Origin of the sequence: Halorientalis litorea, assembly GCF_023028225.1 — an archaeon.
In the GTDB taxonomy this organism is placed as follows: domain Archaea; phylum Halobacteriota; class Halobacteria; order Halobacteriales; family Haloarculaceae; genus Halorientalis; species Halorientalis litorea.
Genome location: NZ_CP095482.1, coordinates 1,033,068 through 1,051,130 on the forward strand (window position 1 = coordinate 1,033,068; position 18,063 = coordinate 1,051,130).

Sequence of the window (18,063 nt, forward strand, 5' to 3'; positions counted from 1 at the left end):
ATACGCGGTAGATGACAGACTCGAATATGGTCACCGTCCGCGATGTCGCCGCCCTCATCGCGGAGCGGCCGGAACTCGAACCCTGCATCCGCGAGGTGCTCGCGGCGGAGGAGCCGTTTTCCTTCGACGACCTGTCACTCGACTCGGGACAGTTCGGTGAACTGGTCGCCGCCGGTGTCGTCACAGAAGTCGATGCGGGCTACCGCGTCGTCGACGACACCGTCGTTCGACAGGCACTAGACGGGGACGCGGCGGGCGGCACAGACGCGACAGCGCGACGGAGAGTCACCGTCGACATCTCGTTGGACCGTCGGGTAGCCGTTGCCCTCGCGGGTGTGTTGGCCGTCCTCGTGGCGTTCCGCGTGGTGTCGTTCCCCTCGGTGTTCCGTGACGGGGCCGTCGTCCTCTCCGGGAACGACCCGTACTACTACCGCTACTGGGTCGAACAGTTGCTGACAGCGAGCGGCGTCTCGCCGGGGTCGCTCCCAGCCGAAGTTGCCCGGGGCGAACCGCTGACAGTGGTCACGCTGTGGCTGGTCACCGAACTCGTCGGCGGCACACGCGCCGCCGCGGGACACGTGCTCGCGTGGTACCCGGTCGTGTCGGCACTCGTGACGGGCGTGCTGACCTACGTCCTGACCGTCCGCGTGACCGACGACCGCCGGGTCGGACTCGCCGCGGTCCTGTTGCTCGCGGTCGTCCCGGGGCACGCGTTCCGGACGAGTCTCGGCTTCGCCGACCACCACGCGTTCGACTACCCGTGGCTCGTCCTGACAGCACTCGCGCTCGTCACGCTCGTGGAACGGCGCGAACTGTCTCGACGGGCCGCCGTTCCGGCACTCGGCCTCGCCGTCGGCGTCACGGGGACGACGCTGGCGTGGGAAGCGGGGCCGCTCTTGCTCGCCCCCATCGGACTCTCGGCGGTCGGGGTGACGCTCCTCGCCGTCCACGATGGGCGACAACCGTTCCGGGAGATGGCGGGGGTACTCGCGGGACTCGGCGTGGCAGCAGCCCTCGTGTGGGTCGCCCACACGGCACTCGGCTGGCACACGGCCCTCGTCGCGGCTGCACCGACCGTGTTGTTCGGCGGTACCGTCGCAGTCGTCGCCGTCGGCGGCGCGGTCCGTCGGGCGGGGCGTTCGTGGCGCGTCCTCCTCGCTAGTTACCTCGTCGCCGGAGTCGGCGGCAGTCTCACGGTGGCCGTCGGTGCCCCGGCCTACTGGAACCAGATTGTGGCCGCCGTGGGAGACGACCTCCTTCGGGGCGGGAACATCGCGGGGACCCAGACCCTGTTCGGCGACTCGTTCGGGTGGCTCCTGCTGTTCGGGTTCGTCCTCGTCCTCGCCCTGCCGTACGTGGTGTGGGCGACATCCCGGGCGAGAGCGGACACGCGGTGGCTTCCGCTGGTGGCGTACAGTTGGGTACTCCTCGTGCTCGCGGCGACGCAAGTCCGGTTCGTCGGCGAGTTCGCGGCGTTTGCGGCCCTGTTCGCCGGACTCGGGTTCGTTCACCTCGCGGAGCGGGTCGATATCGCCCGCTCACCTGCACCGTTTCTCGGCGAGCGTGTCAGAAGTATCGAGCGGCCATCTGCCCAGCAACTCGGGGCTCTCGTCGTCCTCTTCCTGCTGATCGGGGGCCTCGGTATGGTGCAGGTGCCGGTAAAAGTGAGTCAGGTGACGATACCGAACGGCCAGCACGAGACGGCCACGTGGATGGGAGACTACGCCGAAGAGCACGGACTCGACTACCCCGACAACTACGTCTTCAGTCAGTGGGGGGCGAACCGACACTACAACTACTTCGTCAGCGGCGAGTCTCGGTCGTACGCGTACGCGCAGTCGAACTACGGGGACTTCGTCGGTGCCGGGAACGCCACCGCGTGGTACGAGCAGTTGCACGGCCGCGCCGGATTCGTCGTCACCGCCCCGACGACACCCACGGGGACGGGGACAGTCGGCGGGCAGTTACACCGGGCCTACGGGAGTCGAACGGACCAACTCCCGGCCACGGAACACTACCGTGCGGTGTACGAGACAGCGGACGGACGGTACAAGGTGTTCAGGTTGGTCCCCGGTGCAGTCCTCACAGGAACCGGACCGCCGGGGACGACTGTCACCCTCGGCACGACTGTCGACGTCGGGGACAGTACCGTCGAGTACACCCAGCAGGCACGCACCACTAGCGACGGGACGTTCACCGCACGCGTCCCGTACCCGGGCCAGTACACGGTCGGTAACCGGACGGTACGTGTCCCACAGAGTGCGGTGGCGAACGGGCGGACCGTCTCGGTTGCACAGTCCTAACCGGCGGCCGACGTAGCGGGGTTACTGTTCGCGTTCGTAGTGGACGAGAAAGGAGACGTGCCGGTCCCTGCTGTCGTAGACGTACTTGTCGAGGAGCGTGAAGCAGACGTGAAACGGCGTGTGTTTCGTGTAGCCGGTCGGTCCCGGGTAACTGTACAGCGAGGCTACCCGCCACGGGTACCGGGTCGTCGCGCGGTCGATGTCCGCCATCGTCCCCCAGTTGTACGCCGTCGGGTAGGTGTCCACGTCGGTCGTCTCGTGGCCCTGTGATTTGAGCCACCACTCGTGAAACCAGAACGGCGTGTGGTCGGCGATACGTGCGTAGTAGTGGCGGGGATTCGGGACGAGGACGAGGACCGAACCGCCGGGACGGAGGACGCGGTCGATTTCGTCGAGCGTTCGCCACGGGGCCGGGAGGTGTTCGAAGACGTACTCCGAAAACACGAGGTCGAACGTGTCGCGTGCGAACGGGAGAGTCGCACCGTCACCGACGAGGGTGCGGTCGTTCTCGTTCAGGCCGAGCGCGGTGTGGTCGGGGTCGAGACTCACCACGTCGTCGGCCGTCACGTCCGCGACGACGCCGTGTTTGTCCCGGCCACTGCCGAGGTGGAGGGCGGCGGCCGCGTCGACACCCCGGAGCAGTTCACGGTACACCGCGAGGGGAGAACGCCGCTCCCCGACGAGCGCGCGCTCGATGCTGTCGTTCACCCGCCGCATTCGCTCCCACATGGACGCTACTAGCCGTGACCGACGCCGCCGGTATCATGGCTTCGTCTTCGCGCGACGACTCGACGCGTGCTACCGGTACCCTGTCGGGACCGATGCCGGGAAGTCACGGGCTAGCGGAACAGAGAGGGGCACCGCGGGCACGCGGTGTGGACGTAGCACTTAACCACCACGCCGTATTGCTGTCGGATAGTGAATAGCAGTTGGCGGTACAGAGTCGCGAGCGTACTCGGGGTCGTTCTCGCCTCGGTCTTTGCCGTCGCCGTCGCGGCCGCCCCGCCGGTGCAGGCCGCGTTCAGTCTGCTTCCGGTCGTCGGCGACCTGCCGTTCGACAACCCGCGAGGGGCCGAGTTCGCCATCGAGGCCACCACGACGGCCGTGGTGCTCGTCGCGGCACTGTTCCCGATGTACAAGTCGCGGCCGCGGCGAATCCTCGACGTGGCGATGCTGACCGCCCGGCGGACCTGCCTCGCGCTGGTCGCGCTCGCCGCCATCGGTTACTTCGACTACGACTACCGGCTGTCACGAGCGACCCTGTTGGTCGCTGGCGGCGTCCTCCTCGTGACCCTCCCCGCGTGGTTCGTCGCCATCCGGCAACGGCCGCGGGTCGGCGGCGAGACGACGATAATCATCGGCGACGACTCGGGGACGATGGCCGACATCCTCGAAGCCGTCGAGGGAGAGGTCCTCGGCTACGTCGCACCGCCGTCGGCGTACTTCGGTGACGAGTCCCCGCGGGTCGGCACCGCGGAGGTGGCCGACGGCGGACGGCCGTCAGAACTCGACGAACTGGTGTGTCTCGGTGGCCTCTCCCGACTCGACGAGGTTCTCGTCGAACACGACATCGACACGGCCGTCCTCGCGTTCGCGCGGCCCGACCGAGCGGAGTTCTTCGGCGCGCTGGACACGTGCTACGAACACGGTGTCGCGGCGAAGATTCACCGCGAACACGCGGATGTCGTCCTCACCCGGAACGTCGCGGGTGGCGAACTGGTCGACATCGACCTCGAACCGTGGGACCCCCTCGACCACGTCATCAAGCGCGCGTTCGACGTGGTGTTCGCGGGGGTCGGACTGGTCGTCCTCTCGCCGGTCATCCTCGTCCTCGCACTCCTCATCAAGGCAGACGACGGTGGGCCGATACTGTACGCACAGGAGCGAACGGCGTCGTTCGGCGACACGTTCACCATCTACAAGTTCCGGAGTATGACGCCGGATGTCGAACGCGAGAGCGGTCCCCGCCTCAGCGACGAAGGGGCCGGGCGACGCGACCCACGGGTGACCGACGTGGGACGCGTCATTCGCCGGACGCACCTCGACGAGATTCCGCAGTTGTGGTCCATCCTCGTCGGCGACATGAGCGTCGTCGGCCCACGCCCCGAGCGTCCGGTCCTCGACGACGACATCGAGACGGGCACCAGCCAGTGGCGGAGCCGGTGGTTCGTCAAACCCGGGTTGACGGGGCTGGCACAGATTCACGACGCGACCAGTCACGACCCCGAAGAGAAACTCCGTTACGACGTGGAGTACATCCGCCGCCAGTCGTTCTGGTTCGACGTGAAAATCGTCGTCCGACAGGTGTGGTACGTGTTCGAAGACGTGGTTTCGTTCGTCCGTGGTGGGTGACACCGGTGGGCGAACACGGAGACTCCGTCGTCGTGTTCAACCACGTCGGCAGACTCGCGCCACGCGTCAGACAGGAACTCCGAACGCTCAGCGACGTGGGGGCCGACGTGACCGTGTTCCACTGGGGGCGCGGGGAATCGACGGCGGGCGGCGGCGACCCGTGGACCGACCACCGACTCGACACCGACGCGCCGGTCGGGTGGCTCGGTGCCATGCTGTACCTCCCGTGGCTGTACGCCCGGTTGTTGGCCGTGGCGTGGCGTCGAGACGCGGACGTGGTCCATCTCACTCACCTCATGTTCCTGCCGCTCGCGCCCGTTCTCGCCTACGGCGTCGGTCTCTCGGTGGTGTACGACAGCTACGAGTTCCACGCGCTCGACCTCTCGCTTCGCTTCCCCGCCCCGGTCCGCCCGCTCGTCGAGGGTACGGTCAGAGTCGTCGAAGACACACTCGTTCGGACAGTCGACTGCGTTCTCACTATCGACTCCGTGGGCGGCCACCTCGCCCGACGGTACCGGCGAGTCTGTCACAACGTCGCCGTCCTCTACAACGTTCCGGCAGTGGCGGGTAGCGATGGGCCGCCGGAGGGGGTGTCGGACCGCGACGACGGCGACGGATATCGGCTCGTGTACGTCGGCGGCATCTCCGTCGAGAAGGGCGCGCTACGTGCCGTCGAGACGGCGCGTGTCCTCCGCGAGGCGGGCTATCCGGTCACACTCCAGTTCGTCGGAACGATTCACGGCGACGAGTCGTGGTTCCACGAGGCCGTCCGTGACGCTGGCGTGGCCGACGCAGTCACGCACACGGCGTGGCTCCCGTACGAGGAGATGTTGGCCCGCATCGCGGACGCGGACGTGGCACTGGCACTGCACCAACCGACCGAGCGGTTCCGTCGCGTCTCGACCGGAAACGGACGGAAGTTCTTCACCTACATGGAGGCGGGCCTCCCGGTCGTCGGTCCCGCCTTCGGCGAAGTCGGCGACGCTGTCAGTGCGGCCGAGTGCGGCCGGCTGGTCGATACGACGGACACGGCGGCGGTAGCCGGTGCCGTCGGAGACTTCCTCGACGACCCAGAACTGCGGGCGGAGTTGGGAGCGAGCGGACGGCGGGCTGTCGAGTCGCGGTTCAATTGGGGCGCGGAAAGAAGAAAGCTGATAACGGCCTACGAGCAGGTGACGAACATAGAATGAGCGACGACCCGGAACTGAAGACATTATCGAAAGACGACCTGACCGACACCGTCGGCGTCGTCGTCGGGACGCGACCGAGCATCGTGATGTTCAGCCCCATCATCCGCGAACTCGAACGGCGGGACCAGGAGTTCTTCGTCGTCCACACCGGCCAGCACTACTCGGACAACATGGACGCCCAGTTCTTCGAGGACCTGAACCTCCCGGAACCGGACTACAAGTTCGAGCACGTCAAGGAGTGTACCTACCACGGCGAACAGACGGCCGAGATGCTGAAAGGCTGTGAGGAGGTCTTCCTGCGCGAACGGCCGCGGATGGTGCTGGTCGGCGGCGACGCGAACTTCAACATCGCGGGCGCGCTGGCCGCCCGAAAGCTCCACATCCGTATCGGCCACGTCGAGGCGGGCGCGCGGAGCGGCGACTGGCGGATGCCCGAGGAGCACAACCGCGTGATGCTCGACCACATCTCCGAGTACCTCTTCACCACGAACGACGGGGGACGCGAGAACCTCGAAGCCGACAACGTGGCGGGGGACATCCACATGTCCGGGAATCCGATAGTGGACGCGGCGGTGCAGAACCGCGAAATCGCGCGTGAGCAGTCCGACGCGCTCGCCCGCTTTGGGCTAACCGAGGGAGAGTACGCGCTGATGACGCTCCACCGCGAGGAGAACGTCGACACGGAGGAGAACCTCCGGGACGCGCTCCACGGCGTGGACGCGGTCACAGACCAGTTCGACATGCCCGTCCTGTTCCTCGCACACCCGCGGACACAGGACCGTATCGAGGAGTTCGGCATGTCCGAGTTCGTCGCCGACATCGACGGGCTGAACTACACGGACGCAGTCGGGTACCTCGACTTCCTCCGGGTACTCGACAGCGCGGCCGTCACACTCACCGACTCCGGCGGCGTCCAGCAGGAGAGTTGCATCCTCGACGTGCCGTGTGTCACGCTCCGGGATACGACCGAGTGGGAGGAGACGCTCGACATCGGTGCGAATACCCTCGTCGGAACCGACCCCGAACGCATCGTCGCGGGTGTCGAACGAATGCTCGACACGGATGCGGCGTGGGAGAACCCGTTCGGCGACGATCACGCCGCCGAACGCATCGTCGACGCGGCACAGACGGCGGCCGCGGGCGAAGACGACTGGTGAAGCCACGAAACCGTGATGTATATGCTGCTGGGTACGAACACCCTCACAGAACCAGTTTATGAGCGAAGTTAGCGTCGGTGTCCTCGGCTGTGGCAAAATCGCGGGGAAACACCTCGATTCGTACCAGAAGATAGACGGGTTCGATATCACAGTCACCGACATTCAACCCGACAAGGCACGCGAGGCGGCGTCCAAGTACGACGTGGCGTGGGAGCGCGACCCGGAGAAAGTCCTCCGGGACCCGGACATCGACGCTATCGACGTCTGCGTGCCGGTCACCGCACACAAGGACGTCATCGAAACCGCCCTCCGGGAAGGCAAGGACGTGTTCTGTGAGAAGCCACTCGCACAGACAGCCGAGGATGCGGCGGAGATTCGGGGGTTCGCCGACGAGACGGGGAACATGGTCATGGTGGGCTACCTCTATCGGTTCCACCCGGCCTTCGAGCTCGCACAGGAGGCACTCTCGGACGGTGTCATCGGAGACCCCCACTACGCGATTTTCCGTGTCGGGGGCCGCGGGTCACACCGTGCGTGGAAACACAAGTCCGACACCGGCGGCGGCGCGGCGAACGAGATGCTCGTCCACATGCTCGACCTGATGGTCTGGTGGTTCGGCGCGCCAGCCGAAACCGAGGGGCTGTGGACCGACACGATTCTTCCGGAGCGCGACATCGGCGGCGAGACCGTCGAGGCCGACGCCGAGGACCTCGTCGTGTTGCGGGCACGCGCCGAGGACGACACGGAAATCCTCTGCGAGAGCGACCTCGTCAGCCCGTCGTACATGAACTCTATCGAGATTCACGGGGAGAACGGGTCGATAATAACGTCGATTCTCGACCAGTTCCCGACATCTATCTACTGCAACGAGCCGACCGGTATCTACGACCGTGGCCACAACTACCACGACTTCTCCCGCGTCGACCTGTTCAAAAAGGAGCTGGAGTACTTCAAAGACTGTGTCACCGCGGAGAGCGACCCGGAGCTGAACACGCTCGACGACGCCATCGAAGTTCGCCGCATCATCGATTCGACCCTGTGAGTACACATGAGTCAAGGAAAGATACCGATCGCAGACGTAGAACTCACCGACGAAGAGATAGCCGCCGCCGTGGAGGTGCTGGAGTCGGGCTATCTCGTCTTCGGCCCGAACGGCGAGGAGTTCGAGGAACGGTTCGCGGACCACGTCGGTGCCGACCACGCTATCGCAGTGAGTTCCGGTACAGCCGCGCTCCACATCGTCTACCACGCGATGCTGGAGGCGGACGACGAAGTGCTGGTCCCCTCGTTCAGCCACATCTCGACAGCCAGCATGCTGCCGATGGTGGGCTGTACACCGGTGTTCTGTGACGTCGACCCCGACACCTACACCATCGACGTGGAAGATGCCCGTGAACGGATTACCCCCGACACCGAGGCCATCGTGCCGGTACATCTCTACGGGAACGCCTGCGACGTCGACGGTGTCGTCGAACTGGCCAGAGAACACGACCTCAAAATCGTCTGGGACGCGGCACAGGCCCACGGGACGGAGTACGACGGCGTCGACATCGGCAGCATCCCCGACGCGGTGACGTACTCGTTTTACCCGACCAAGAACATGTTTACCGGCGAGGGCGGGATGATAACCACGTCGGACCCGGACCTCGCGGAGCAGTGTCGGCTCCTCCGTGCCCACTGGCAGACGGACAAGTACTACCACCCCGACCTCGGCTTCAACTACCGGATGAGCGATATGGAGGCGGCCATCGGGCTGGAACAACTGAAGAAACTCGACGACATGGTCGACCAGCGACGGGAGAACGCCGCCTACCTGACCGACCACCTCTCGGACGTCGACGGCGTCAAGACACCCCGTGTCGAACCGGAGGTGAACCACTCGTATCACCTCTACACCGTCGCACTCGACCCGGCAGCGTTCGACATCGGACGCGACGCGTTCATCGACGAACTGGACGAGCGTGGCGTCGGAGCATCGGTGCACTACCCCCGGCCGCTCCACGAACAGCCGGCCTTCCGTGACCGGTTGGGTGAGAAAGAGTTGCCCGTCGCCGAAGAGATGGCCGACCGCGTCCTCTCGATTCCGGTGTATCCCGGCCTCGATACGGACGAACTGGCGACGGTTGCCGACGCCGTCGCCGACGTCGCCGCCGAACACCGAGTCTGACCGATGAGCGACGCTCGGGTGTTGCTGTTCTCACACCACTTCCCGACCCCGGACCAACCGGGTGCGGCCCGGCCGTGGGAGTTCGCGGACGCGCTCGCCGACAGTGGGAACGACGTGACCGTCGTGACCTCCGCCACACACTACATGGAGTCGGAGTTCGACACAGAGGCGGACGGCCTCTGGTCGGCCAACTCAGTCGGCGGTTTCGAGGTGGTGCGCGTCCGGAGTCTCGACCAGTACCGCGGCGGGTTGGCGACGCGACTGCTCAACTACGCGCTGTACTCGCTCCTCGCGTTCGTGTACGTCGCCACCGACCGGGACGCCGACGCCGTCGTCGCTGGGACGCCACCGCCGATTCACCTCCCGGTCGTGTACCTGCTCTCGCTCGTGGCCGGCGCGCGGTTCGTCCTCGACGTGCGCGACCTCTACCCCGAGACGGCGGTCGCACTCGGCGTCGTACAACACCGGGCGGTCGAGTGGGCGTACCGACGGTACGAGCGCGGCTTCTGGCGGTTGGCCGACAGGCTCGTCGTCCCGAGCGAGCCGATGGTCGACGTACTCGCCGACGCGGGCGTCCCCCGAGAGCGAATCGAAGTCATCCACAACGCGTACAACAGCGCGGGGACGGCAGCCGACGGTGTGGAGTCGCCGGCAGTCCCCGAGTGGGACGAGGAGTTCGTCGTCGTCTACGCCGGCGGGATGGGGTACGCGCCCGACATCCCGACGCTGCTGGACGCCGCGGCGCGACTGCAGGGTCGGGGCTACCGGTTCGTCTTCCTCGGCGACGGCGAGCGCAAGGCCGAGTACGAGGCCCGATGTGCGCGCGAGGGTCTAGACAACTGTACGTTCCTCCCGGCGGTCCCCCGGCGGGATGTCGGAGCGTATCTCGCACGCGCCGACGCGTGCCTCCACGCCCTCACAGACTGTGACGTGTGGGAACTCGCCTTGCCGAACAAGGTGTTCGAGTACATGCGACACGGGAAACCAGTCGTCTTCGCCGGTGGTGGGGCGACGGCTGACCTGCTCGACGACGCCGACTGTGGTATCGCCGTCGCCCCGGGGGACTGCGAGGCGGTGGCGGCGGCACTCGAACGGCTCTCGGCGGCGGACGAACTCAGGGCAGATATGGCGACTGCAGCGACAGACTACATGACCGAGACACACCCGCGCGAACGGCTGGTGGCGTCGCTCGACGCCGTGATAGCATGACGGGACTCCGTGACTACCCCGCGGAACTGGCAGAGCGCAAGGACCTCCTCCGGTTTCTCGTCCTCTCGAACCTGAAATCCGACTACAGCGACCTCGTGTTGGGGTATCTGTGGTGGTTGCTCAGTCCCCTCCTGCTCATCGTGTCGTACTACTTTCTCGTCGCCGTCATCTTCCAGCGTGGCGGGGAGAACTACCCGCTGTTCATCGGCATCGGCATCCTCGCGTGGCGGTACTTCGTCGTCAGCATCAACCAGTCGATGGGGTCCATCGCCAACGGGCCGAGCGTCATCTACGAGATAGACTTCCCGAAGGCGGTTCTGCCGATGGCTAACGTCGCCTCCAACCTCGTGTACTTCGTACTCGGAATGGGCGTCGTGTTCGTGCTGCTCATGGTGGCCGGAATCATGCCGACGCCGCTGGTGGCGTTCGTGCCGGTCATCATGGCCATACAGGTGGTGCTCACTCTCGGCGTGAGCATCATCCTCGCACTGGTCGCGGTGTACCTCGAAGACATACAGAACGTGATGCGGTTCGCGACGCGGGGGTTGTTCTTCGTCTCACCGGCACTGTATCCCGTCACCCGCATCCCGGAACAGTTCCGTGACCTCTACATGCTGAACCCGTTCGCCACCCTGTTCACGAGTTACCGGGACGTGATGCTGTACGGGGAGATGCCGCCGCTGGGCTACCTCGCGTTCACCTTCGTCGTCTCGGTGCTGGTGCTCGTGGTCGGGTTCGCCGTGTTCATCCGGTACGAGAGCGATATCGTGAAGAAAGTGTGACCACGAGACCGCTATACTTATCACCGCGTCACCGTCTCCGTACGGATAACTTGCTGTCGTCATGAGCACCATCGACATATCGGGACTGGGCATCAAATTCGACATCTCACAGTCGAATCTGTCGGTGCGTCGGCTCTTCGGGCGTGTGTTCCCGTTCGTCGACGTCGAGACGGACACGACGGATACGTACTGGGCACTCCGGGACGTCTCGCTAACCGTCGATGAGGGCGAGACGCTGGGCATCATCGGCGGGAACGGCGCGGGCAAGACGACGCTCCTCCGAACCATCGCTGGCGTGTTCGAACCGGACGAAGGCGACATCGAGACGAACGGCAACGTCTCACCGCTCATGTCGTTGGGCATCGGCTTCGACCCGAGCCTGAGTGGGCGACACAACATCTACCTCAACGCGGCGTATCTCGGCTTGAGCAAGGCCGAAACCGAACAATTGGTACCGGAGATTATCGAGTTCGCGGAACTGGAGGAGTTCATCGACCGCCCCGTCAGGACGTACTCCTCCGGAATGAAGGTCCGCCTCGGGTTCGCCATCGCAACCAACATCGACCCGGACATCCTCCTACTCGACGAAGTGATGAGCGTCGGCGACGCAGACTTTCAGGAGAAGTCCCAGCGGCGGATGGACGAGATGCTCGAACAGTCCCGCGTCATCGTCATCGCGTCACACAGTATGAGTTTCGTCACGGACAACTGCGACAAAGCGGTCTATCTGGAGGACGGACGCGTGGCGGCCACGGGTAACCCCGAAACAGTCGTGGAGGCGTACACCGGATGAGCGGCGATACCGACGACGACAGCGTGGTCCTGTTCGCCCGCAAGACGCTGGAGAACAACACGCGCATCTTCAAGCAGGCGAAGACGCTGACCGAGGAGGGTTACGACGTAACTCTCATCGGCATCAAGCCGACGCATCTGCCGCGTGAGGAAGAACAGGAGGGGTACACAATCGTTCGCGTCGGGAAGATAACGCCGGACTTGACGCGACTGCGGAACGTCTCGAAGAAACTCATTCCGCTGTACCCGCTGTACGTTGTCCTGAAGTGGTTCGTGCTCCACCTGCTGTCGTTGGTGCGGGGGGTGAAGCGTCTCGTCGGTCCGCTACTCCGGCGGTCGCTGTCCGGACTCCGCGCACTCGTGCCCCGTCGTCTCGCGTGGGCGTACAACGTCGCGACGGGACTCACCTACCGCCACCTCCGCATCGCCAAGATACGCTGGTACGTCAAGAGCCGACTCATCAGGTTGCGGACGCGCTACGGCAGCCAGACCCGGAGTCGGATACCCCGTCGTCCCACGGGCAGGGGTCGGCTCCGTCGTCTCTACGTCCGGTCGAGGCGTCTGCTTGACCGGGGGCTCACTCGTCTGCTCCAACGACTGCTCGCCCACGGTCGGTGGTTCGTGATGTCGTACAACTACTACCGGAAGAGCTACCGGGCGATGAAAGAGCGTGACCTCGACCCGGACGTGGTGCAGGCCAACGACCTGAACACGCTCGTCGTCGCGATTCTCGCGGCGCGCCGTCACGACGCACCCCTCTACTACGATGCCCAAGAGTTGTACACCGAGATTCACACGCTCCCGGGGTGGTACAGCCGACTGCTCAGCGTGCAAGAACGTGTGCTCATCCGCTTCGCCGACCGCGTGACCGTGGTCAACCCCTTCATCGCCGAAGTGATGGAGGAGCGGTACGGGCGAGAGATAGACGACGTGATACTGAACTGCCCGCCGTTCGACCCGGTCGAGGACGTGGACGCGCGGCCGGGGACGACGGCCCGCGAGAAGTTCGACATCGACCCGGAGACGCCGGTGGTGCTGTACAGCGGCGGCCTCTCGACCCAGCGCGGACTGGAGAATCTCGTCAAGGCGATGGCGGACGTACCCGACGCAGTCCTCGTGATTCTGGGTGAGGGGCCACTCCGCAACGAACTGGAGGCGATGACTCTCAAGTACGACATCGAGGAGCGCGTGTACTTCTCTGAGTTCGTTCCCCACGAGGAGGTGCCGACGTTCATCGCCTCGGCGGACGTCGGCGTCGTCCCCTACGAGCGGGTCGGGATGAACCACTTCCTCTGTAGCCCGAGCAAACTGTTCCACTACATGATGGCCGAACTGGTCGTCGTCGGGAGCGCGTTCCCGTTTCTCGGCCACGTCATCGAGGGCCACGACATCGGCGGCACCTTCGACCCGCAGGACCACCAGAGCATGGCCGAAGCCATCGGCGACATCGTCGCGGACTCCGACCGACTAGACCGCCATCGGGAGAACGTCGCCGAGGCCAAGCACCGCTACACGTGGGAGCACGAGGCCGAGACGTTCCTCGCACAGTACGAGGCAGTGAACGGTGAAGTCGGCGGCGAGTCGGTGTCGGAGGAGGAAGACGCCCAGCAGCGTCGGTCGGCCACGGCCGCACAGTAGACGTCCGCGGAGTCACTCGAGCAGTTCCTCGTAACGCTGAACCTTGTACCGGAGGTCCTCTACCTCCTCTTTCAGTTCCTCGTACTCCTCGGCCTTGTTCTGGAGTTCCTGTAACTCCTCTTCCAGCTCCTCGCGCTTTTTCATCTGGTAACGGAGTTTGAACTTCTTGTTCCGTTGGTCTTCGTACTGGGAGTGGAGATAATCGAAGTCGGAAGTCGCCTCCGGTTTCATGTTCCCGGTCGGTTCCCGCTCTAGCACCTCTTCGTACAGGTCCACGAGTTGGTCGGTGACGGTCTCGATGTCGTGGTTTTCCTCGACGTACTCGCGCCCGTCCCGTCCGAGGCGAGCGCGTTTGTCGGGGTCTCGAATCAACTCCCGGAGTGTGTCGGTGAGGGTTTCGGGGTTCGCTTCCGCAACCGGCACGTCGTCGGAGTTCAAGTCGTCGCGGATGTAGCAGACGGCAGGCTTTCCGAGTGCCATCGCTTCCAGCGTGACGACTCCGTGCCATCCAATGAGCAACTGGTCGACGATTACATCGGCTTGTTTATACTTTTCGACCGCTTCCTCGTGCGGGAGGCCGCTGATTTCCTCGTACTCGAAGTCCAATCCCTCCTCTCGGAGCGTATCGACCGCTTCCTGGACGAACCACGACCCTTTGACGTCTTTGTTCGAGGGCGGGTGAACGACGAGGGGGGTTTCCTTGCTCTCGTCGATTCCGACGGGGTCCCACTCGTCAGGGTCCATCGCCCGGGGGATGATAGTTGCGTCTGGCCGGTAGCCGTGCATCTCGCGGTCCTGAACGATGAACTGGTCGACGTAGTGTTCGAGGAATTCGAGATACTCGCGCTGCCGTTCTTCGTCGTAATTAGACTCGTAACCGTATCTGTAGACGTTGTACGGGTTGATGTCTTTCTGGACGCTCTCTAATCGGAGGTCCTGTCCAGTGAACCGGTACAGAATTCGGATATCCCGCGACTTCAACAGCGGAAGGTCGAATCCGGCCAACTGGTCGTACCCCTCTCCCATGAACAGCGGACGGTGCCAGAGGTGAACGATGTCGTAATCCTCCTCGACCACGTCCTTTGCAGTCTCTATCTGTGCTTTCGCTCGGTCGCCGGAGATGTCGACCACCTTGTCGGCCTCGTATCCGAAATCCGTGTCACCGTACTGGACGAGGTCGGCCTCGATACCACGCTCTTCCAAGCTGTTGACTAGTTTGATAGGTTGCCCGGCGAAATTCTGGGGGCCCATAAGGACCTTCATACCTCGGTATCTGATGGGGTAGTGAGAAATCAGTTGTGTTCCGGCGGCCGGTGAGCCGGGCGAGAATGTCACTATCCGGGTTGTCGGACAGTGAACCGACACGGACTGCTCCATCTACCGCTCCGAGACTCGGTTCAAAGGAGGCAGTACAAACACAGCGGCAGTAGCTCTTCGGAGTACATCGTCGAACGGCACACGTCCGCCAATCACAGTACTTACCTCTTTTGACCGGGTGAGTTTCAGGAAATGGCGAGGGTGTGTATCGTAGCACGAAAACCGTTGGAGTGGAACTATCGGATTCAGCGACAGGTCACGGAGTTGGCCGACGCCGGTCACGAAGTGACGCTGATTTCCCTCTCTGCACCGCAAGACCTCGAACAGTCGACAAACGTTCGTATTATCACAGTAGATACGTACGGACCGGCAGGACACGTATTCGCATATTTACGGGAGCAAGGAGCGGTTCGGCGGAAACTCATCGAAAAATCCATCAACGGCACGGGGGCGGTGTTGAAACGCACCGACGCCCTCACCGGCGTCGGTGGGGAGTACGACTACGATATGCGGGGAGTTATACGGCGGTTTCAGAGCGAGTACGGCGCGCCCCTCATCTCTCGGAGTTTCGTCGGCGACATCCCGGACAGGGTATTCTGGATGGACTTCGACGTCGTGCAAGTCCACGACTCGTACGCTATCTCAGCCGGAATCGAAATCGCCGAACGGACTGACGCTCGACTGGTCGCGGACATCGTCGAGCTTGCAACCGAGCGGACGGGTGACGCGCTGAAATCGGAGTCGGTTATCTCGTCTATCGTCGTGAAGAAATGGTTCAAGCGAGTGTACAGTAAATTCCACGACTCGATTGCAGTCGGGGACGGCGTCGCGTCGTGGACCGCAGAGGAGTTGGACATCGACAAGCCGACCATCATTCGGAACTGTCGCCCGGCGGCACTCCGTGACATTGAACCGCCGTACGACATCCGGGCGGAGACGCCGATGCCGGACGATGCACTCCTCGGTGTGTTCGTCGGAGCGATACGCGAGACCATCGGCGTGGACTCACTCCTTCGGGCACTACCGCGTCTGGACAGAGAGGTGTACGTGTCACTGCTCGGGCCGGGTCACGACTCCGACTACGCGGAACACCTGCGGGAGACTGCCGAAGAGACGGGCGTCAGCGAGAAACTCAACTTCATCGACCCGGTGAACGCTCGCGAAGTGCCGGCCACGATTATGTCGGCCGACTTCGGATTCCACGGGCTGGACGACTCGGCACTGAACAACATCTACGCGCTCCCCAACAAGTTCTTCGAGTACGTCACGGCACAAATTCCGCTCGCCGTCCCGAACTATCCGGACATGGGTGGGCTGGTGAAGGAGTACGACATGGGCGTCTCGTTCGCGGAGGTGGCCCCCGAGGAAATCGCGTCGTCGCTCGAAAACCTCTTCGAGAACTACGACCGGTACAAAGAGAACGTCGTCGAAGCGAGTCGGGAACTTACGTGGGCCAACGAGGCCGAGAAGTACCGCACCCTCATCGAGGAACAGGCCGCCGAGTCGACCGAGAAGCGGCCTGCCTACGAGTGGATAGACGGCGACCGCGGGACAGTCGGGTCGGGCCAAATCCAGTGACACGCGGACGATGATGACCGCCGCCCGACCGCAACACCGAATACTCCGACGCCAGCACGGACACCCATGGCAGAGGATACACCGGCGGGCGTCGACGTGGGCGAGACAGCTATCCTCGGGGTCGAGTACACCGAGGACTCGAACCCGCCAGTCGTCGGCGAGGGGAGTACCGTCCGTGAGGGCACAATCGTCTACAACGACGTGGAGACAGGCACGGGATTCCAGACGGGCCACCACGCCTTGGTCCGCGAGCAGACCGTCCTCGGCGACGACGTACTGGTCGGAACGCAGGCGGTCATCGACGGTGCGACGGCCGTGGGTGACGGCGTGGCGATGCAGACGGGCGTATACGTCCCCCGCGAGACGGACATCGGCGACGACGTATTCCTCGGACCGAACGCCACGCTGTTGAACGACATGTACCCGGCCATCCGCCGCGACGCGGACCTCGTCGGCCCGGACATCCGCGACGGAGCCAGCGTCGGCGCGAACGCGACGGTCCTTCCGGGCGTCACCGTCGGGCAGAACGCGTTCGTCGCTGCGGGTGCCGTCGTGGTCGAGGACGTGCCCCCGGAGACGCTGGCGATGGGCGTCCCTGCCGAGACGCGACCGCTCCCCGAGGCACTCGACGACGGGCTGTAGCGGTCGCGGGCGGCCGCTCTCCGCACTGGTTGGTGGGACTACTCGTCGCCCGCCAACGCGTCGAGCATCGCCGGGTCGGCTCCCGCCTCCCGGACCTGTGCGGCGAGGTCGGCAGCGGCCGTCGGGAGATGTGCCTCCCGCGGCCCACGGCCGGCCGCGTCGCCGACGTGGCCGGCCGAGCGCAACGCGTCGACGACCGCACGCGCGTCCACGTCGAGTTCGTCACAGACGGTCGCGATGTCGGCCACCAGCGCGTCTTGGGCGGTGCTGGCGACGCTGTCGGCGAACGGCAGCAGTTCGGCCTCGCGGCGACCCAACTCGACGACGGGCACGTCCCACCCGGCGACCAGCGGTTCGTACAGTTCGGCGAGCAAATCGAGTACCCGCTCGTCGCCGTCGGACCCGACGACCAGCCGTTCGGGGTCCATGAAGTCGTCGACGGCAGCCCCCGGTCGCTGGAAGGTCGGGGTCACGGCTACGCCGAGGTCGGTCCCATCGGTCCGGTCCGAGGCGGCTTCCAGCGCGGGAATCACGGTTTCGGCAGTCGTCCCGGGGAGCACCGGGCTCCGAACCGCGACGAGGTGGTACGCCTCGGACCCGGCCAGTTCGTTGCCGACGGCGTCGGCCGCGGCCGCGAGCGTGTCGGTGTCGGCGTGCCCGGCGTCGGCCGCGGCCGGAACCGCCAGTACGGTCAGGTCGCCGTCGGGTACGGCGTCGTAGTCGGTCGTCGCCCGCAACCGGTCACCGCCGTAGAGGGAGACGAGCGGGGCCAACCCCGGTTCCTCGACCGGCGACTCGCCGGCTTCGATTGCGGCCGCGGTGTCCGGGTCCGCACCGACGATTGTGGCATCGTGACCGATGTCGACGAGACAGGCGGCGGTCGTGGTCCCGAGGCGACCGCTCCCGACGACGCTGACGTGCATATCCGACCGGAAG

General features: G+C 64.8%; 15 protein-coding genes. 12 read left to right on the forward strand and 3 right to left on the reverse strand.

Annotated features, from left to right (window positions below):
* Window positions 1-11: 11 nt before the first annotated feature.
* Window positions 12-2,303: an STT3 domain-containing protein gene (locus MUG95_RS05615; RefSeq protein WP_247010090.1), complete on the forward strand. Its 2,292-nt coding sequence runs from the start codon at window positions 12-14 to the stop codon at window positions 2,301-2,303.
* A 21-nt stretch (window positions 2,304-2,324) separates the two neighbouring features.
* Here MUG95_RS05615 and MUG95_RS05620 read toward each other — a convergent pair whose 3' ends face one another.
* Window positions 2,325-3,020: a class I SAM-dependent methyltransferase gene (locus tag MUG95_RS05620; protein WP_247010091.1), complete on the reverse strand. Its 696-nt coding sequence runs from the start codon at window positions 3,018-3,020 to the stop codon at window positions 2,325-2,327.
* A 201-nt stretch (window positions 3,021-3,221) separates the two neighbouring features.
* On the opposite strand from MUG95_RS05620, the gene MUG95_RS05625 reads away from it, so the two are divergent.
* The 9 genes from MUG95_RS05625 to MUG95_RS05665 all read left to right on the forward strand — a co-directional run bounded on the left by MUG95_RS05625 (window position 3,222) and on the right by MUG95_RS05665 (window position 13,590).
* Window positions 3,222-4,655 carry a sugar transferase gene (locus MUG95_RS05625; RefSeq protein ID WP_247010092.1) on the forward strand — a complete coding sequence of 478 codons (1,434 nt, stop codon included), beginning with the start codon at window positions 3,222-3,224 and terminating at the stop codon, window positions 4,653-4,655.
* 5 nt (window positions 4,656-4,660) lie between these two features.
* Window positions 4,661-5,845: a glycosyltransferase gene (locus MUG95_RS05630; protein WP_247010093.1), complete on the forward strand. Its 1,185-nt coding sequence runs from the start codon at window positions 4,661-4,663 to the stop codon at window positions 5,843-5,845.
* Window positions 5,842-7,002, forward strand: coding sequence for a non-hydrolyzing UDP-N-acetylglucosamine 2-epimerase (gene wecB, locus MUG95_RS05635; RefSeq protein WP_247010094.1), 1,161 nt, complete (start codon window positions 5,842-5,844; stop codon window positions 7,000-7,002). Before MUG95_RS05630 ends, wecB begins: the two co-directional genes overlap by 4 nt.
* 58 nt (window positions 7,003-7,060) lie before the next feature.
* A complete protein-coding gene (locus tag MUG95_RS05640; RefSeq protein ID WP_247010095.1) occupies window positions 7,061-8,044 on the forward strand; it encodes a Gfo/Idh/MocA family protein in 984 nt (327 codons plus the stop codon).
* A 6-nt stretch (window positions 8,045-8,050) separates the two neighbouring features.
* The gene (locus MUG95_RS05645; protein WP_247010096.1) at window positions 8,051-9,169 is read left to right on the forward strand and encodes a DegT/DnrJ/EryC1/StrS family aminotransferase; all 1,119 of its coding nucleotides are present in this window, start codon (window positions 8,051-8,053) and stop codon (window positions 9,167-9,169) included.
* 3 nt (window positions 9,170-9,172) lie between these two features.
* Window positions 9,173-10,378 carry a glycosyltransferase family 4 protein gene (locus tag MUG95_RS05650; RefSeq protein ID WP_247010097.1) on the forward strand — a complete coding sequence of 402 codons (1,206 nt, stop codon included), beginning with the start codon at window positions 9,173-9,175 and terminating at the stop codon, window positions 10,376-10,378.
* The gene (locus MUG95_RS05655) at window positions 10,375-11,160 is read left to right on the forward strand and encodes an ABC transporter permease (RefSeq protein ID WP_247010098.1); all 786 of its coding nucleotides are present in this window, start codon (window positions 10,375-10,377) and stop codon (window positions 11,158-11,160) included. Before MUG95_RS05650 ends, MUG95_RS05655 begins: the two co-directional genes overlap by 4 nt.
* Before the next feature lie 61 nt (window positions 11,161-11,221).
* Window positions 11,222-11,953: an ABC transporter ATP-binding protein gene (locus tag MUG95_RS05660; protein WP_247010099.1), complete on the forward strand. Its 732-nt coding sequence runs from the start codon at window positions 11,222-11,224 to the stop codon at window positions 11,951-11,953.
* The gene (locus MUG95_RS05665) at window positions 11,950-13,590 is read left to right on the forward strand and encodes a glycosyltransferase (RefSeq protein ID WP_247010100.1); all 1,641 of its coding nucleotides are present in this window, start codon (window positions 11,950-11,952) and stop codon (window positions 13,588-13,590) included. Before MUG95_RS05660 ends, MUG95_RS05665 begins: the two co-directional genes overlap by 4 nt.
* A 12-nt stretch (window positions 13,591-13,602) precedes the next feature.
* On the opposite strand, the gene MUG95_RS05670 is transcribed toward MUG95_RS05665, so the two are convergent.
* Complete coding sequence (locus MUG95_RS05670) at window positions 13,603-14,853, reverse strand: glycosyltransferase family 4 protein (RefSeq protein WP_247010101.1); 1,251 nt, start codon at window positions 14,851-14,853, stop codon at window positions 13,603-13,605.
* A 279-nt stretch (window positions 14,854-15,132) separates the two neighbouring features.
* Here MUG95_RS05670 and MUG95_RS05675 point away from each other — a divergent pair, with 279 nt between their 5' ends.
* On the forward strand, window positions 15,133-16,485 hold the full coding sequence (locus tag MUG95_RS05675; protein ID WP_247010102.1) for a glycosyltransferase: 1,353 nt from the start codon (window positions 15,133-15,135) through the stop codon (window positions 16,483-16,485).
* A gap of 66 nt (window positions 16,486-16,551) precedes the next feature.
* Window positions 16,552-17,127 (forward strand): acyltransferase, encoded by a 576-nt coding sequence (locus MUG95_RS05680; RefSeq protein ID WP_247010103.1) that lies wholly within the window; start codon window positions 16,552-16,554, stop codon window positions 17,125-17,127.
* Window positions 17,128-17,165: 38 nt separating this feature from the next.
* Here the strand turns inward: MUG95_RS05680 and MUG95_RS05685 are convergent, their stop codons facing one another.
* Window positions 17,166-18,050: a hypothetical protein gene (locus tag MUG95_RS05685; RefSeq protein ID WP_247010104.1), complete on the reverse strand. Its 885-nt coding sequence runs from the start codon at window positions 18,048-18,050 to the stop codon at window positions 17,166-17,168.
* Window positions 18,051-18,063 lie beyond the last annotated feature (13 nt).

Excerpts from the sequence above, each read along its gene's own strand:
- MUG95_RS05665 (WP_247010100.1), top strand. The coding sequence starts at position 11,950 with ATGAGCGGCGATACCGACGACGACAGCGTGGTCCTGTTCGCCCGCAAG.
- MUG95_RS05615 (WP_247010090.1), top strand. The coding sequence starts at position 12 with ATGACAGACTCGAATATGGTCACCGTCCGCGATGTCGCCGCCCTCATC.
- MUG95_RS05670 (WP_247010101.1), bottom strand. The coding sequence starts at position 14,853 with ATGAAGGTCCTTATGGGCCCCCAGAATTTCGCCGGGCAACCTATCAAA.
- MUG95_RS05655 (WP_247010098.1), top strand. The coding sequence starts at position 10,375 with ATGACGGGACTCCGTGACTACCCCGCGGAACTGGCAGAGCGCAAGGAC.
- MUG95_RS05650 (WP_247010097.1), top strand. The coding sequence starts at position 9,173 with ATGAGCGACGCTCGGGTGTTGCTGTTCTCACACCACTTCCCGACCCCG.
- MUG95_RS05645 (WP_247010096.1), top strand. The coding sequence starts at position 8,051 with ATGAGTCAAGGAAAGATACCGATCGCAGACGTAGAACTCACCGACGAA.
- MUG95_RS05660 (WP_247010099.1), top strand. The coding sequence starts at position 11,222 with ATGAGCACCATCGACATATCGGGACTGGGCATCAAATTCGACATCTCA.
- MUG95_RS05685 (WP_247010104.1), bottom strand. The coding sequence starts at position 18,050 with ATGCACGTCAGCGTCGTCGGGAGCGGTCGCCTCGGGACCACGACCGCC.
- MUG95_RS05620 (WP_247010091.1), bottom strand. The coding sequence starts at position 3,020 with ATGCGGCGGGTGAACGACAGCATCGAGCGCGCGCTCGTCGGGGAGCGG.
- MUG95_RS05680 (WP_247010103.1), top strand. The coding sequence starts at position 16,552 with ATGGCAGAGGATACACCGGCGGGCGTCGACGTGGGCGAGACAGCTATC.
- MUG95_RS05640 (WP_247010095.1), top strand. The coding sequence starts at position 7,061 with ATGAGCGAAGTTAGCGTCGGTGTCCTCGGCTGTGGCAAAATCGCGGGG.
- wecB (WP_247010094.1), top strand. The coding sequence starts at position 5,842 with ATGAGCGACGACCCGGAACTGAAGACATTATCGAAAGACGACCTGACC.